The organism is Methanobrevibacter sp. (genome assembly GCF_045112895.1).
GTDB lineage: Archaea > Methanobacteriota > Methanobacteria > Methanobacteriales > Methanobacteriaceae > Methanocatella.
Genome location: NZ_JBGUIH010000037.1, coordinates 1 through 16450 on the forward strand (window position 1 = coordinate 1; position 16450 = coordinate 16450).

Here is a 16450-nt window from a genome sequence, read left to right on the forward strand (position 1 = left end):
CCACGAGTCTAAACTCGTTCGACTTGCATGGCTTAATCGAATCCCAATAGCAGTAGCATCTGCCAGGATCAAACAGAATTGAACACATAGCAGATCATAATAAGTCAATGAATATTATGAAGTACGCTAAAAATATAGACGAGTATACACTAAATTTGTAACAAATTATATTGTACTAATTCACCACATCTACAAAACCAACATCATACTTGAGAAAATTCAAGTACTCACAAATGTATAGCTATATGCGGAAAAGCAACCATCATAGTAAAAATTGTACTTTACAATAATACTTAGGTCATCGCCATAAAACACATAGCACATCTTATAGACAGACAAATTTTATTAACAAAATTAATTAAAAAATATTGCAAAATATAATATAAAATAAAAATAATAACATAAATTATATTTTATAGTGTAATAATCAATATATATTCTTATTTTATAAAATAAATAATTTATAAATTGATTTAAAAAATAATTTAAATAAAATTTGAAAAAATCAAATAAAAAAAATAATTAGCCAAAATAATAAAATAAAACAAAAGTAGGAAGTTTTATAGCTTTCTAAAAAGGAAAAAAATAACTAGTATATAAAGGTAACTATATTAATCCAATTTTTTACGAATTACAGAAATTATTCTGGTCAAACTTCTATGCATTTTAATTCCGTATTGCTCGATGATTTCAAAGCCAACTTCATCGGCCATTGGTTTCAAATCCACGTAATGAGGACTTGCCATACATAAATAAGCATCATCATGCATATTATCATATATTGCTTTAAAAAATTCCTTGAAAATATCCTCACCTTCAATATCGCCTGTTGAAGTGGATATTCCATATGGCGGGTCTGTAACAACACTGGCTACCTTTTCATACATCTTAAGTTCACGGACATCAAGATTGAAAGTTCTATAATCGGTTATTCCATAATAATCCAAATTGATTGATGTCCCGTTTTTCATCTTCCAGTAGATATCAGAACCTACAACCTTACATCCTATCAATCCTGCTTCAATTAGGATTCCGCCAGTTCCACAAAATGGATCCAACAACAACTGGCCTTCCTTAACCCTTGATAGGTTTACCATGCATCGAGCCAATTTTGGATTCATAGAACCCGGATAGAAAAAAGGTCTTTTGTGAGGTTTGCTGTCCTCAAAATGTTTTTTATTTAACTTTATTCTTTCAATAGATATAAATAAATCATTTTTAAATGCGACAATTCGAACTAAAGATTTCGGTTTTGTTAGATTGACTTTAATATCATCGCAATTGTTCAGAATTAATGAGCCTGCCCTTCTTTCATAACCAACAGTATCGATTTCAGCATTGAATCTTTTTACACGAACGGCAAAGGTTTCATTAATATATCCTGACCAATCAATAGAGGAGACATCACCTTCAAAGTCATCTACGCTGGTCCTTTTAATAAGCTCATGAACTTCATGAGTGTAGCCCAATCTTCTTGTTAGGATTTCATAATAGGGGCATAGGTCCTTTTCGGAAATATTCCTTAGAATCACCAAGCCCTCCGTTATTACTTCAACATCAGCGCTGATGCCTTCACATTCCATTACTGCCTTTAACTCGGCAAGGGGTAATTCAGGATGCTCTTGTGATTGAATGCATAATAATTCCATAGATTCACCTAAAATCAAATTGAAAAAATAAAGTTATTTCCTAAACTTATCAAAATGTCTTCTAATGACCTTTTCACTAGATTCATCTACATCTCCCGAATGATTTCTTGACGCTTCATTGGCATCTCCATTATAATAATCCTGAGCTTCAATATTTTCATAATAATCATCGTTGCCATAAGAATAATCGCCGCCGGATTTATTATAATAGCCATCATTGGAATAATCTGATTGGAGATCATCTACAATCCTATTGACATTATTATTGAATCTGTCGTCATAGGGTTCATAGTCATACTTTCTATAATCCTCTTCAGCGGAATAATCTTCGGGAAAATATTCATATTCCCTTCTTTGGGAGACATTCCTCTCATGGGTTATAGGAGTTATTGGCTCGAATTCGTCATAGAATTCATTTCTTCCCAAATATTCGTCATCATCAAGGTAATCCCTGCCTTGGGATGTTTGATATTGGTCAATGTATCTTGGCTGTTGAGGAAAGCTTCTTGGATTGACGATCTTTGAGAAAATAATTTCCTCGGCTTCTGAAGGATTTGAAATGTTCTTCAGCTCCATCTCATTGTTATCATATGCGCTGAAAACGGATACGGACCCCACATTAAATAATCTGGCCAGAATATTTTGAGAAGTGTTGACGTCTTGAATTGTTGCATAAGGCATGTAGGTCTTTTTAGTTGACAATACGCCTGACTTAATAATTATTCTTGAATCAGTTAAGGTATATTCAATAGAATGCCAACTGATAAGCTGCCATATAATATATAATACGATAATAAGAATGACTACAAATAAAGCTATAGCAGTGTATCTGGTTAAAGGAAGCTTAATTTGAGAAATTAAATAAACCTGCATCTCCCCGATGAATTGGATTACCATCGGTGAAACAAATAAAACAATGCCTAATAAAATCACGCCGTAAATAGCTTGTTTACAACCTAAAAGCATGTTGGGCTTTGTTTTATAAAGAATTCTTTCATTAGCTTTATTATCATTTTTATTAAACAACATAATTAACTATTAGAATTTACTTTTAAATAAAGTTTTAGAAAAAAAGATTGAAAAATAAGCCTCAGCTCGCCCATCATTCATCACATATCAGAGCTCATAGGGTTCATCATAGGCTTATTTCTGCTATTATATTAACCAAACATTACGCCAGCTTCTGTTTTGAACAATTCGTCCTCTTTGGTTTTGCTCATTACTTTATCAATAGCATCCATAAAGTCTGCTACAGTAATCTTATCACGTTTTTCACGAATTGCAAACATACCGGCTTCAGTACATACCGCCTTCAAATCAGCACCGGACAGCTCATCTGTTATATCTGCAAGCAGGTCAATGCTGACCTCTTCATCCAAAGACATGTTTTTGGTATGGATTTTAAGAATTTCACGTCTGCCATCAACATTAGGAAGAGGAACCTCAATAAATCTGTCGAAACGACCTGGACGCAATAGTGCAGGGTCTAAAATATCCGGTCTGTTGGTTGCGCCGATGATTCCGATGTCTCCTCTGGATTCGAATCCATCGAGTTCTGCGAGCAGCTGCATTAAAGTCCTTTGAACTTCCCTATCACCGCTGGTTGAACTTTTAAGTCTTTTAGCGGCAACTGCATCAAGCTCGTCAATGAATATGATTGCAGGAGCCTTTTCCTTAGCAAGTTCGAACACTTCACGAACAAGCCTTGCACCCTCACCGATATATTTCTTGACAAACTCTGATGCTACAATCTTAATGAAAGTGGCATTGGTTTCATTGGCTACAGCCTTTGCAAGCAATGTCTTACCTGTTCCAGGCGGACCATACAATAATATTCCTTTAGGTGGTTCAATACCTACTTTTTCGAAGAGTTCAGGCTCGGTTAAAGGCAATTCAACGGTTTCCTTAACTTCAATAATCTGCTCTTCCAAACCACCGATCTGATCGTAAGTTATATCAGGCTTAGTTTCAATCTCCATTCCTGAAACGTTTGCATCCTTTTCTGATGGCAATATTTCAACAATGCCGAAAGTCTGTTGATTTAATGCGACCCTTGAACCGGGTACCAATAATTTTTCATCTAAGAATTTTGAGTAATTAACAAGAAAACTAGGTCCTGTACTACTTTTTACAGTCATTCTATTATCATCTAAAACTTCGGTAATAGTAGCTAACACTAAAGGTGGAGATCTAAATCTGTCTACTTCTGAACGTAATGATTTAGTTTCTCTTTCAAGTCTGATCTTTTCATTTTCAATCAAGACTTTATCTTTCTCTAATTTCCTAACTTTCCACATTAAGTTACTTTTAGTTTTGGATTTATCTTCTCTCAATATCTCAATTTCGTCTTGAAGAATTATTACTTTTTCAATTAACTCTTCTTTTGAAGAATTTTCCAAATCGTCAAAATCATTCATGTGAATCATCTCCAGTTAGCGAATAAATTTTTCATAATCATGTTACTTTAATAACAATTTGTAACTTTAAAGTATTTAAAGGTATTCATTTTAGTACATACTAACAAAAATTTAATAAGATAATGCTAATATATATAATTATAACAAGAATTAAGGAAACGGATTAATATGGAATGCGAAATTTGTGGTAAACCGGTACCCGAAAACAATCCAATAAGAGCGAAAATCGAAGGATCAGTGATGGTCGTTTGTAAAGAATGTTCAAAACTTGGAACAATACAAAAAGCGCCTCCTAAACCAAAGTTCAGGCAACAGCAAAAAGGAAAACCACAAAAGAATACAAGAAAAAGAAATTATTCTAGAAATGATGAGCCGACCGAAGAACTGATTGAAAACTTTGAATTGGAGATTAGAAAAGCAAGGGAATCCAAAAATTGGTCCCGTGAAGATTTAGGCAAGAAAATCAATGAAAGGGTTTCAGTCATAACCAGACTTGAAACCGGAAAGATGACTCCTGATACAAAATTAACAAGAAAACTAGAAAAGACATTGAACATTAAACTTCTCGAAGAAGCGAACAATGTTGACTTGAATCAGTTCATAAACAGTTCTTCAGGAGAACGCACACTTGGAAATGTAATGAAAATAAAAAGAAAATAGCTATTTCATATAGCTGTTTAATTTTTCATTTTTAATATATCTTTTTTCACCTTTAATCGAATAATCAATTAAACCATCATTCTTTGCTTTATGTGAATGATATCCTTGAAAAGGCCTTGCATCATCTAGCGTGTCTTCAAGCTTATCATAATCATCGTATTCATCACTGACAACCACAACATGTGCAGGAGGATGGATTTTTTTAATTTGCATGATGCTTAAAGTAGGATCCTCTTTTACAAAAAATGCTGTGGCAACACTGGATTTGGTTCTAAGCTTTGAATTTAGAATATTCTCAACTAATGAATCGGCAAAATCAGAATCTATTACCCTAGGCTGTGATACTATATTCAAATTGCCATGACGTTCCATATCTGAAATAGCATTGAGTAATTTTGAATTGTTTTCTCCTCTAATTAAAATTAATGCCATGTTAATCCCCATAAAAAATAAAAAGGTGAGTTATCACCTGTCTTGGAAAGACTTCAGCAATCTGCTTCTAAAGACCACCAGCAGAATTAATATAATACCTACAGCAGTCTGGATACTGCCCAAAATGGTTAAGATATTTCCATCAATCGGCAAATCCCATGTCGGTGAAGACCTATCACCAGGAAGTGCTTTGTAATAAACTCCCACAGCTTTAGAACCTTGTTTTACATTAATATCTTTAGGTTCTACATGATCCACACCCATTAAAAGACCATTGTTAATGCCTTTATTGATAGAACCTGCAATGGCAGATGCATCATATCCGTATTTAGCTACGGATGCTTCTACAATCTCTTTAGTGGTAGCGGCTAAACCGGGCCTATCACTTCCATAGACAGATACGCTGACCGCATTTGAACTAACTGTAAGCGCATCCCCTAATGCTTCATAAGCGTAGACTGTTCTGATTTGTCCACCGCAAACAGGACATTTATCATATGCCTCGGCAGCAGGATAACCTAATGCCCATCCACAATCATCACAAACTTTAGAATACTCTTCATCCATTGGATAACCGCTGGCATTCATCTCTTTAGGAGTAAACATGTCTGAAGTTGAAATGCCTGATACGAGGTTTACTCCACCCCCACCGTATTTCTCACCAGAATCTCTTGCCACTTCACCCATAGCCTCTGAAAGAATGGTGGTTGCAGGATAACCGTCCCTAATCATTTTTCCAATATTCATCGCAGTTTCTTTTCTGACAGAATCTGCAGTACCATATAACGGATTTCCAGCAGTATTCCTCAAGTGAATAATAGCTCCTTTCTGACCAGGCTGCAAAGTGGCCACTCCACTGTTATACGGAGTTACCTTAATCTCATTGCTTGCATCATCCACAGTGATTACATAAGCATTGAAGGATCCTCCAATTGCAGCGCCAATACTTGCACCACCTACCAAAAGACGAGCTCCCTTATATTGGGAAGCAATTGAAGCTGCAGAGGCTGCAGAAGCATTATTTTCCAAACTGGCAACTGCATCAACGATAGATTCAAGCCTAGTATCTGAACTACCTGTACCCCCTGAGAGCACAGCAAAGTGGTTGTTTCTAGAAAGCAGGAAAGTTGACTGGAACATATTGTCTGCAAAAGACATACTTCCAGCAGCCGCACCATTAGGGTCATTACCAGAAGGATCTGTAATAACAACAATGTTACAGGTAGCGGCTACGCTGCTCATTGTCATCAGCAATATTACAAAAAATACAAGTGAAACCTTTAATTTATTCAATTTATCCACCTGCAGTATTTGATTTATTTTCTAATTCAACAGACGAAAAGTCCTCAATAACTGTAACTGTAACAACACCCGTATTTTTATCTACCTGAACATCTGCAGCAGTAATAGGTTGAACAGATGTACCGGGCACCGTTGACCGTGTTGCAAATTCCTGTGCCGTCTGAATCGCATCTTGCAGTGAAACTTCCCTTTTGGAAGTTTTTAGAATATCTCCATATATTACACTACCGTCCCTAAAACCAGCCTGCATAACATTTCCCCTAATGGTTTCAACAGGGACAATATCATTGCCTTTAATAATTACGCCAGAAATAGGAATCCCATTATTAATTTCATCAGAAGAAGCAAATGCGACATATGTGATTAAACGACCACAAAGAATCAAAATAAATGCCAATAATAAAATTATTAATGTGTCTCTTCTAATCTTTATAAACATGATTTATCCTCTTAATAACAATATTCTTAGATTAAGAATATAATTTATACATTTATTATATTAATTAATATGATATTTAAAGTTATAATATATTTTGTAAAAGTGACTCGGCAGGGTCCATTCCCTGAGCACCCAACAATAAAATAATGTCCTTTTTGCCGGCCTTGCTGTAGACTTCTTTCAAGCAATCCTCTAAATTATCAAAATGAACATACTCGACATCATTTTTATTCAAAGTATTGAAAAATACTTCTCTCTCATCCTCTTCAACGAAATTCAAATTATTAACAACATCATTACTTGAGGATAGGAACAGCTCAATATCATCATTCATTGACTCGACAAGGGCTTCAACATTTAATTGATTAATCTCAACACCTCTTGAGCCCCTAATAGCACAGACAACATATAATTTCTGACCGTTTGGAAGCAATTTGAGAGTCTCGGAAATTGTTGCCTTAATGCCGTCGGGATTATGTGCAAAATCATCATAAATCAATGGCTCGTCATTTAACTTTGCAAAACGCCTATTTAAAGCCTTATAAGATTTTACTCCTCTGGTGATTGTGTCAATTTGTAATCCTAATGAAATGCATGCGCCAATAGCAGACAGGATGTTCTGTATGAAATGGCTGCCTGTAAACGGCAATTCATCGCTTGTTAAGATAACCTTATCATTGTAGATGATTTCACCGTTTTCAAAATAGACTGCATTCTCCTCATCCAACTTGGACATGGATGTATAGAAAGGATTTTCAGCTTCTAATTTCATTACCAATTCATCATCATGATTTAAAACGCAAACACCACTGCCAATAGCTTTTGGAACAGCAGAAATCTCATCATAAACCTCTTCAATAGAGTTTACAAGACCTATATGATCCATTGCAATGTTGGTTATGACGGCTACTTTTGGCCTGATGGCCTCACTCATCAATGCTGCATGATTCTTCATCAGTTTTCCAAGCCATCCCTGGACTTCAGACACTTCAATTACCAGATAGTCCAGCTCCCCACATTCCCTGACTTTATCGGAAATCAATTTGGAAACCATCGGATCGATTAATGTGTTGAATTCTGATTCGCTGTCGGTATTTGTAAGTGTATGGTAACCTGCATTGTCTAAAATATGATAGATTAAATGGGAAGTGGTTGATTTTCCATTAGTGCCTGTTATTACAATGTTTGTTGAGTTTTTAGAGTACTTATCTATAGTATTTGAAAGTGCAACAGCATTTGCAAGTTCAATCTTATCGGTGATAATCAAAGGAAAACCAAGCTTCTGAGCCATTTCAACAGCACAATCCTTTGGAGTTTGAGTAATCAGACAAGCTATATTCTTATTGAATGCAATTTCGACTCCCTTATCGTTAATCCAATGCCTTATTACGATATCTCCGGTATGGGCATCATTCAGAAATGTAAATCTACCGGTGAATCCATCAATGGAGAAATATTCGTCATTTCCAACAAGCTGTCCGTCAACAGCATCAACCAAATTCTGAATTTTTGTCAAATCCAGGGAAAATTTATCTTCCTCATCAGAACCCATATGCAATTTAGCCAATTCGATTTTATCAGTGATTATTAAAGGAAAACCAAGCTTTTGAGCCATTTCAACAGCGCAATTTCTAGGAGTTTTGGTGATGAGGCATGCAATATTCTTTTTAAATGCAATTACAACCCCCTTCTCATCAACCCAATCTCTTACTACAATATCTCCCGTATGCGCATCATTTAAAGATGTGAACTTTCCTGTAAATCCATCAATAGAAAAATATTCATCATTTCCAACGAGTCTTCCTTCCAAAGTATTAACTAATTCTTGAATTTCCATAATATATCTCCTCAAAAAATAAAAATAGAGAATTAGAATATAAACATATTAGCAAGAATGCCTATTATACATAAAACTACTGTAATTCCCCAATAACTAAATACAATCTTTTTTTCTGACATGCCATAATGATTTAATGTGTGATGTAGCGGTTCTACCGGTAATTTAATAATGTGTGCCCTGTGAAGCAAGCTAACGATTACTGAAACAATAGGGACGCCCAATGCAAGCACGCCAAAGTAAGGAAGATCACATACAAGTACCGCTGCCGCATAACCTGTTCCCAATACGAATGATCCGGTATCCCCCATAAATATTGATGCCGGATGTTTGTTGAATACCAAAAATCCTAAGCATAAGCCAACAAGTATTAAAAATGGCGGAATGATTGTTGCAGGTCCAAACAAGTAACCATAAACACAACATGCCATGGATGCAATACCGACAATACCCGCCGCAAGGCCATCCATACCATCAATGAGATTAACTGAATTGATACAACCTAAAATAGCTATTACAACTACAGGAATGGCCAACAGACCTAATTGAAAACCGCCAATTGTAGTAACAACACCTGTCAGACCTAAAAATAATCCTAAAACTATTTGACAAATGATTTTTTCAAGTTCTTCCGGTTCTGTTTTGATTGGAACCTCACCAACTACCTCAACTTTACCTGCCTTAAGCAAATCATCAACTTCAGCTTTCGCTTTTGGAGTGGCCACACGCACTTCTTCTCCAGGTTCAACATCCAATCTTCCAAGTGCAATTACTTCATCTGAAATGTTAACAACGATTTTTTGAACTTCCTTAACTTTCAGGCCAATCAAATCATCCACTAAACCCACAATCCCTCCTGCAAGCATTATAAAGCAGACGATTAAAATAGGCGTATTCTGATAATATAAAGCAATTAATAATGAAATTGTAAATAAGAATGCTATACCCCCCATTGTTGGAGTGCCACTCTTATGTCTATGTTCACTTACTATAGGATTATCTGCAATCCTTGCTTTAAGCAATATTCTTTTAACATACCATGTGAAGAATATGGTAGCACATAATGTTATTAAAAAAAGAATTAACATATCTGTATTATTCATCTTACCACACAATAAATCTTTTAAACTAATAAGATATCTATTAATAGTAGTATATAATTTTAATTATAAGTTATAACACAGATTATATTAATTTGTCAATTAAATTTTCAAGCTCTTCTTTTGAGTTAGCTCTTGCCGTAATCCTTTGATAGCCTTTTGGACCATGTACGACAAAATCATTAGCTTCAAAAGATTTTAGAGGTTCGTTTGGAGCCGGCCCTTCATAATTTCCAATTGGAATTTCAGTTGAATAATGATATTCCAGTTTATCTGAAATATTGGATAAGCTGAACTCCCCAATTGCCATATCAACCAGTTCACATAAAGAGTTTACGCCACAGGTGGCAGTTGTTAAATATCTTGTACCATTTGGACGGGTATTTACTTCAATTGCATATAGCTGATCTTTTTTTGCGGAATACATGAAATCCATTTCAAAAATACCGTCTGAATCCAAATTGCGAGCCACCTTATATGCAGTATGCTGAACCAGATTATTATCCAAACCCTCAACCATGCAAGGACCTGTTTTAACCTTATTTAATGGGTGTGTTCCCTCTAAAGTGGTTTCCCCTTTATAGATTGGAGGCAATGCAACATATTCGCCATTAAATCCTAGAACCTCAATGGAAATTTCAGACCCTTCAATGAACTCTTCACATAACGCCTGGTCGAATTCATCGAAATATTCATTGACATCATCAATTGATTTCGCTATTTTGATATCCTTTCCGCCTTGGCCTTCACCCTGTTTTAAGACGACTGGGAAATCCAATTCCAATTCATCGGGATCATTTAAGATTTGATAACTAGGTGTTGCAACACCAATTTCTCGATAAAAAGCTTTAGTTTTAATTTTATTGGAGGTTAGTTCCACTGCCCTTACTCCTGCGGCAATAACTGGAATTCCATATTCCTCTTCAACCTCCTCTTTCATGTGGGCCACATCTATCAATGGAGGGTCAATACCTATTAATGGAACAATTGCGTCGACATTCTGCATCAATGCAACTTGCTTTGGACCATCCATCCCACGAGGAACAATGAATACTTGGTCAGGCAAATCTAAATTAATTGCATCTTCATTAGATTCAGTTAAAACACTTTCAATGTTTTTGCTTCTGACATACCAATCAATATCATCATATAATCTTGAACCGATAAATAAAATTTTCATAATACAATCCCTTTTAAAATTTCTATAAATTCATTAGCTGTTTTTTCAACACTGGCTGTTGGATTTTCACCCCAATCCATTGTTTCAGGTTCTATTCCAACAAATATGATTTCAAAATCGTTATCCTGCTGCAAATATTTCACAAAATAAGACAAAGACATTGAATGAGTTGAGATTCCGATATTTATAAAGTCATCCTTATCAACTATTTTGATTTGCCCAGGATCAGCTCCCATCAAGCATGCATCGACAATGACTACATGGCTTGGGTTTTCTTTTCTGATTTTGCCTGTGAAATTTTCAGGGACTGTTTCAGCATTAATAAACATCAAATTATCATTTTCAATGTTTTCATCAAGCAATTTGTTAATAATGAAAGGTCCGACACCGTCATCACTTTTAAGCTCATTGCCGACACCCAATACGATTAATTTATTAAAACCGCTTAAAAAATCATTCAACTCAGCTTCAAAAGACAAGCTACCACCTTTTAGAGATAATCAGTTTTAATACTTTCAATCCCTTTTCCCATTATATATTTTAGTTTTACATTTATTAAATCATTTTCTTTTACAAATCTTTCATCTAATGGGATTAATAATGGTGGATTCAACATCGGCAAGGGCCCGACAATTATATTCTCATTGAGTTTTGTGTAGGTTGTTATTTTCAATCCATTGATAATGCCTTCCCTATTCGCTTTTAAAGACAAATCCTCTTCAAATTCAGGTGTGATTTCATCTAAAAAATTAAATTCCGAGTATACTATAGGTTTTGAAAATGATTCATAATTAACGCCTTCATCCCAGTGAACGTAATGCCTTTCCAAATTGGCAAGCTCCACAGTGTTGATTACTGCTTGAGGTATGATTGCACCATCCTCTTTGAGGAAACCTTTCACAAAGTTCAGGACAGGAACCTCCTCTTCATCAATCAATGCGGTATCCAGCATTTCACAAACAATCAGGTCGGCTTTTCTTGTAAAGTCATATTCCAGGACATCGCAGTTGACAACTTCAATGTTGTCAAAACCGGACAAGTTGTCTTGAGCGCATGAACAGGCTTTCCCATCCATTTCAATAGCTATAATCTCCTTGAAATAAGAGCTTAGAAAATAGGATAAGATGCCGCTTCCACATCCAAGGTCATAAGCCAATTCATTATTTCCGCCATATTCATTAATCGCTTCAAAAAAAGCGGATAACCTGTCTTTATCCCTTAACAAATCAGAATGATACGGGGTGGTTTTGAATTTCATAAAAAAAAGAAAAAGAAGATTTAGTGATGGTGTGTGTGGTCGTGTGAGTGACCAGGTTCGTTGAAATCTTCTCCATTAGCAGTACTTGTGAGTTTTACATGCTCAACACCTTTGAGTCTCATGATCCTTTCGGTTAAATCACGAATTTCAGCAATATCCCCATTAACAACAACAATTTCCATGCAATATTTGTCTGTCATGTGGATGTGCATACTGGTGTTGATTTCGTTTCTGAAACTGTGTTGAATTTCTGCAAGGTTTTCCATTACACCTGTATAATGGTGGTCATAGATAATTGTTATAATACCAATCCTTTGCCCTTCCATTGAATTCATCCATTGATACCTTACAATGTAATCTTGAAGTGCATCACGAATTCCTTTTGAACGTGATTGGTATCCCCTTTCTTTTAATACTTCATCAAAATCTGCCAATAGTTTTTTTGGTAAGGACATACTTATTCTCATCATAAAAATACACATCAATATCAATTATTGAATATAGTTATGAAATTTAAATTATATAAAGATTATGATTAAAATATAAAAAGATAATACTTCAATATTAAAAAAAAAGTAAAAAATATTATCCAACAAGAAGATAATATTCGCCGTCGTCTTTTTCAATGGATTTCAGAAGTCCTTTATTCTGAAGAGATAATATGATATGGTACATTCTGAAATTAGTCAGTTTTAAATCGCCGTAAAGCAAATGGCCTTCAAGAGTGTATTTAGAGATTAAATTCTTATCGTCGACAAGTTCTTGGATTAATTTATAGGATTCCTTTTCTTTCATGTTTAGTTCTAACTCTTCAATATCTTTTCTTGAATTGACAGTATTGATTTCCTTTTCGCTTTCGGATAGGCTTGCTTTATTGTCTTTGAAGACTATTAAATCTTTATCCTGAAGCTCTTCTAAAATTTGAACTAAATCATATTCATGAAAACCCAAATCCTTTCTTAAAACATTAACTGGAATTCCATTGGGATATTCCATGTTAAATATTTTGATTTGGTCTAAAACAACCTCTTCGTTTTTAGTAATGTTGATCATATAATCAGTTCACTAATATTTCTATAATAATAATTATTGAATTAATATTACTTATACATTACCCTAGCTGCACTTCATTTTCCAAAGCCTTTGCTTCCTGCCTGTTCTTTTCAGCATTTTCTTCGGGAGTCAAATCATAAGGCCTTGTGAAAAACAGATCGATGTCATTTACGACCTGGCAGATGGACATGTGCAATAATTCCTTTAAAGCCAGACTTTTTTGAACCCTGTTCAATGAATTGTCACCGTAAATCCTATCATAATCCTCCCGATAATCTTTGCGAATCTTATCTGGATCCAAATCGATTTTGAGTTGTTCCTCATCGTATTCTTCAGTTAAAAGTAAAAAATTAATCAATTCCTCTTTTTCATCGGCAAAATCGTTTTCACTATCTTCGACAACTTCATGGAAATAACCGCTTACTGATTGGAAAACATCCCTTGAAACATTTCCATTAATAATGTTATCCATAAACAAGCCAAAAGTATCTGAAATATAATATTTGCCGTTTTCTTCTTTAGTCTGGAAAACCAGCTCGTTTTCAACATTTGCAACAAATTGAATTAAAGAAATATCTTGGCTTTTTTCAAATGATTTGATGTTAAATTTAGTATTGTTTAATTTATAGTCTGAATTGACTTTCAATGCATTTTCGACATTTTCAATATCTTCTTTTTTAATCTCCATAAAATTCTCGGACATTTCATTACCTCATAATCTATTTAGGATTTTATGTTAAAAGTATTTATTTATTGAATTTTATAATAAAATCATGGAAAGTGAATACATATTGGTTGAACTGAAAGAATTATCCCATAAAGAAAAGATTACAAAAGAGGAACTGATGGATATCCTTAAGAAATATGCCGGCACAATATCCGTGTATGATTTGATGATGGCCACAGCATATATGAGAAAAGACGGGGAATTCGTTCATGCCAGTTATCGTGACAAATACCTGGAAATCTATATCAAATACTTTATCATGCGCATGAAGGAAGTTTTGATGAAGGAAGATTATCATCATGACGCAAACATTGACAAAGAAGCCTTTGACGAATCCTTCCCGATGCTTGAGAGAACCTTTGAAAAAGAGGAAGCAGACAATATGGAGAAGGGCAAGTTTCCATTAATTTATGTAATCACATCATTATACACAACATTTATCTTAGAAGAGCCGATACACCCTGTGGGAAGTGAGTTTCCAGGAAGTTTAAAAGTGGAAAATAGAAATGGAGTATTCTATTGTCCTGTTAAAGAGAATCAAAAAGATAATGTTGATGCAATCTGCCATTTATGTCTTGCCGAGCAGACACCCGATATTTAGGAGTTGACTTCATGAAAATTTGTCTTTATGGATCCGGTAGTACTAAAATAGATAAGATTTATACTGATGCAGCCTATGAATTAGGTTGCAAGATAGCTCAGAAAGGCCATGCCCTTGTTTTTGGTGGCGGAGACACTGGAATGATGGGTGCATGTGCTCATGGCGTTCATGACAATGATGGGGAATCTATCGGAATAGCTCCGGAATGGATTAATAATTTTGAACCATTATGTGGAGAATGTAGCGAATTCATTTATGTCAACTCAATGGATGAGAGAAAAAAGAAATTTGTCGAATATTCAGATGCATTCATCATATCTCCGGGAGGGATTGGAACCCTGGATGAATTTTTTGAAATAATCACCCTTAAAAAACTAAAGCAAATCGATGCTGAAATAATCGTGTTTAATGTCGATGGCTTTTATGATAAGATGCTTGAGATGATTGATGAAATGGGTGAAAAGGGCTTTTTATATAAACAGAGCGAAATTTTTAAAGTGGCCAGTACCGTTGAAGAGATTTTTGAAAACTTAGGGGTGTGATTTTGATAAGCGATGGCGAAGCTCTTGAAATAGCTAAAAAATTAGAACACGCGGATAATATTGACATCAAAGAGACAATTGAAAAAGCCGCTACAGCAGGATATTTGGGAGAAAAACACTTTTACTGCACAGCTATTGAAGAAGGCGGATTTACCCATACCGTTCCGGAAATTTTAGGAGATCGGTACAAGTCAATTCCTTTAGACAACTTATATTATGACATAATTTCAAAATCTCTGGATTTTGACGGGATTTACATTTCCCTGGCTTATTGTACTTCAAATTTATATGTTCCCGATGATGAATGCGATGAGATAATTGAATATGATGAATATGACCTTGATGAAGATGAATATGAATATTTGGTTGAATATGCATTAATCACTGCCGACTGTGTTAAAAAATTTAGAATTTATGCCGAAGAAGGAATATCCGGACATGAACGAACAGAAGACACAGGACTTATCATGAAAATCTTTGATGGAGAATATAAATCCTTTTTCGGACTTAGAACTACAGATTTGTGCATGTCCAGCTTTAAAGTGTTGCCCTTCAACATGGATTACCCGAAAGAACATCCCCTATCCTTTAAGAATCCGATAAATAAAGTATTAATTGAAATGATTGACAAAACAATTGTTTTAAAATAGCTATTGCAAACTTTTTCCTAACTCATAAGCCTTTTGAGGATATGATGAATGTTGAGTCATGCTCGGAGTTCCGCAACCATAACCCAATACTCTACCGCAATCATTCAGATTCAAATATCTGACCAAAGTATCGTAATGAGCCTCCAGAGCATCAAATGTCCAATCATCAGCATTATATGCCACAGTTAAAAGAACAGATTTCATATGCTTCTGCTGAATCGAGAAGTTTCTAGAACAAAACCTGTCAATCAAGGTCTTAAGCTGAGCGGACATTCCATAATAATACAATGGAGTAACGAAAGCCATCATGTCCGCATCCAATATCCTCCCCCTAATTTCATCCATATCATCGCTTAAGCTGCATTCGCCTTCATATCCACAATGGATACAGCCAATGCATGGGGAAATGTCAGCATGTGCAGCATCGATTTCAACAATATCGTGCCCGGCTTCTTGAGCGCCTTTAATGAATCCATCTGCAAGCATATTCGATGACCCATTGATATTTGGACTTCCTTTCAATACAACGATTTTCATATAACCACTAGAAATCTTTTAGTGGAAAAATTTATTTAAATGTTGCGGGCGCCAACAATATATAGA

General features: G+C 35.0%; 19 protein-coding genes and 1 rRNA gene. 4 read left to right on the forward strand and 16 right to left on the reverse strand.

Annotated elements, in window-relative coordinates:
• The 4 genes from ACJMLD_RS06810 to ACJMLD_RS06825 all read right to left on the reverse strand — a co-directional run.
• A 16S ribosomal RNA gene (locus ACJMLD_RS06810) occupies positions 1-79 on the reverse strand; the annotation flags it as partial.
• A gap of 532 nt (positions 80-611) precedes the next feature.
• Positions 612-1649: a TIGR01177 family methyltransferase gene (locus ACJMLD_RS06815; RefSeq protein WP_405269652.1), complete on the reverse strand. Its 1038-nt coding sequence runs from the start codon at positions 1647-1649 to the stop codon at positions 612-614.
• 33 nt (positions 1650-1682) lie between these two features.
• On the reverse strand, positions 1683-2678 hold the full coding sequence (locus ACJMLD_RS06820; protein WP_405269655.1) for a PH domain-containing protein: 996 nt from the start codon (positions 2676-2678) through the stop codon (positions 1683-1685).
• Between the two features lie 131 nt (positions 2679-2809).
• On the reverse strand, positions 2810-4048 hold the full coding sequence (locus ACJMLD_RS06825) for a proteasome-activating nucleotidase (RefSeq protein WP_405269735.1): 1239 nt from the start codon (positions 4046-4048) through the stop codon (positions 2810-2812).
• A 186-nt stretch (positions 4049-4234) separates the two neighbouring features.
• On the opposite strand from ACJMLD_RS06825, the gene ACJMLD_RS06830 reads away from it, so the two are divergent.
• Positions 4235-4726 carry a multiprotein bridging factor aMBF1 gene (locus ACJMLD_RS06830; protein ID WP_405269658.1) on the forward strand — a complete coding sequence of 164 codons (492 nt, stop codon included), beginning with the start codon at positions 4235-4237 and terminating at the stop codon, positions 4724-4726.
• Here ACJMLD_RS06830 and ACJMLD_RS06835 read toward each other — a convergent pair whose 3' ends face one another.
• The 11 genes from ACJMLD_RS06835 to ACJMLD_RS06885 form a co-directional block, all read right to left on the reverse strand.
• Entirely contained in the window at positions 4727-5158 is a 432-nt protein-coding gene (locus ACJMLD_RS06835; RefSeq protein ID WP_405269661.1) for a DUF356 domain-containing protein, read from the reverse strand. It abuts the gene before it with no gap.
• A gap of 33 nt (positions 5159-5191) precedes the next feature.
• Complete coding sequence (locus tag ACJMLD_RS06840) at positions 5192-6409, reverse strand: hypothetical protein (protein ID WP_405269738.1); 1218 nt, start codon at positions 6407-6409, stop codon at positions 5192-5194.
• A 43-nt stretch (positions 6410-6452) separates the two neighbouring features.
• Complete coding sequence (locus tag ACJMLD_RS06845; RefSeq protein ID WP_405269664.1) at positions 6453-6899, reverse strand: hypothetical protein; 447 nt, start codon at positions 6897-6899, stop codon at positions 6453-6455.
• Positions 6900-6981: 82 nt separating this feature from the next.
• Positions 6982-8451 (reverse strand): Mur ligase family protein, encoded by a 1470-nt coding sequence (locus tag ACJMLD_RS06850; protein WP_405269741.1) that lies wholly within the window; start codon positions 8449-8451, stop codon positions 6982-6984.
• 317 nt (positions 8452-8768) lie between these two features.
• Positions 8769-9851 (reverse strand): glycosyltransferase family 4 protein, encoded by a 1083-nt coding sequence (locus ACJMLD_RS06855; protein ID WP_405269667.1) that lies wholly within the window; start codon positions 9849-9851, stop codon positions 8769-8771.
• Positions 9852-9921: 70 nt separating this feature from the next.
• Positions 9922-11016 carry an acetyl-CoA carboxylase biotin carboxylase subunit family protein gene (locus ACJMLD_RS06860; protein ID WP_405269670.1) on the reverse strand — a complete coding sequence of 365 codons (1095 nt, stop codon included), beginning with the start codon at positions 11014-11016 and terminating at the stop codon, positions 9922-9924.
• On the reverse strand, positions 11013-11438 hold the full coding sequence (hycI, locus tag ACJMLD_RS06865; protein ID WP_405269744.1) for a hydrogenase maturation peptidase HycI: 426 nt from the start codon (positions 11436-11438) through the stop codon (positions 11013-11015). The genes ACJMLD_RS06860 and hycI overlap by 4 nt, the downstream gene beginning before the upstream one ends.
• Before the next feature lie 68 nt (positions 11439-11506).
• Positions 11507-12274, reverse strand: a complete 768-nt coding sequence (locus ACJMLD_RS06870) for a methyltransferase domain-containing protein (protein ID WP_405269673.1) — start codon at positions 12272-12274, stop codon at positions 11507-11509.
• 20 nt (positions 12275-12294) lie between these two features.
• Positions 12295-12744 carry a nickel-responsive transcriptional regulator NikR gene (gene nikR, locus ACJMLD_RS06875; RefSeq protein ID WP_405269676.1) on the reverse strand — a complete coding sequence of 150 codons (450 nt, stop codon included), beginning with the start codon at positions 12742-12744 and terminating at the stop codon, positions 12295-12297.
• A 115-nt stretch (positions 12745-12859) separates the two neighbouring features.
• Positions 12860-13327, reverse strand: a complete 468-nt coding sequence (locus tag ACJMLD_RS06880; RefSeq protein WP_405269679.1) for a hypothetical protein — start codon at positions 13325-13327, stop codon at positions 12860-12862.
• Positions 13328-13385: 58 nt separating this feature from the next.
• On the reverse strand, positions 13386-14030 hold the full coding sequence (locus tag ACJMLD_RS06885) for a hypothetical protein (RefSeq protein ID WP_405269682.1): 645 nt from the start codon (positions 14028-14030) through the stop codon (positions 13386-13388).
• Positions 14031-14100: 70 nt separating this feature from the next.
• On the opposite strand from ACJMLD_RS06885, the gene ACJMLD_RS06890 reads away from it, so the two are divergent.
• From ACJMLD_RS06890 to ACJMLD_RS06900, 3 genes are read left to right on the forward strand one after another with little or no spacing between them, the layout of a single operon-like run.
• A complete protein-coding gene (locus ACJMLD_RS06890; RefSeq protein ID WP_405269685.1) occupies positions 14101-14655 on the forward strand; it encodes a DUF2115 domain-containing protein in 555 nt (184 codons plus the stop codon).
• 11 nt (positions 14656-14666) lie between these two features.
• Entirely contained in the window at positions 14667-15197 is a 531-nt protein-coding gene (locus ACJMLD_RS06895; RefSeq protein WP_405269688.1) for a TIGR00730 family Rossman fold protein, read from the forward strand.
• A 2-nt stretch (positions 15198-15199) separates the two neighbouring features.
• A complete protein-coding gene (locus ACJMLD_RS06900; protein WP_405269691.1) occupies positions 15200-15847 on the forward strand; it encodes a hypothetical protein in 648 nt (215 codons plus the stop codon).
• Here ACJMLD_RS06900 and ACJMLD_RS06905 read toward each other — a convergent pair whose 3' ends face one another.
• Entirely contained in the window at positions 15848-16384 is a 537-nt protein-coding gene (locus ACJMLD_RS06905; RefSeq protein ID WP_405269694.1) for a flavodoxin family protein, read from the reverse strand.
• Between the last annotated feature and the right edge of the window lie 66 nt (positions 16385-16450).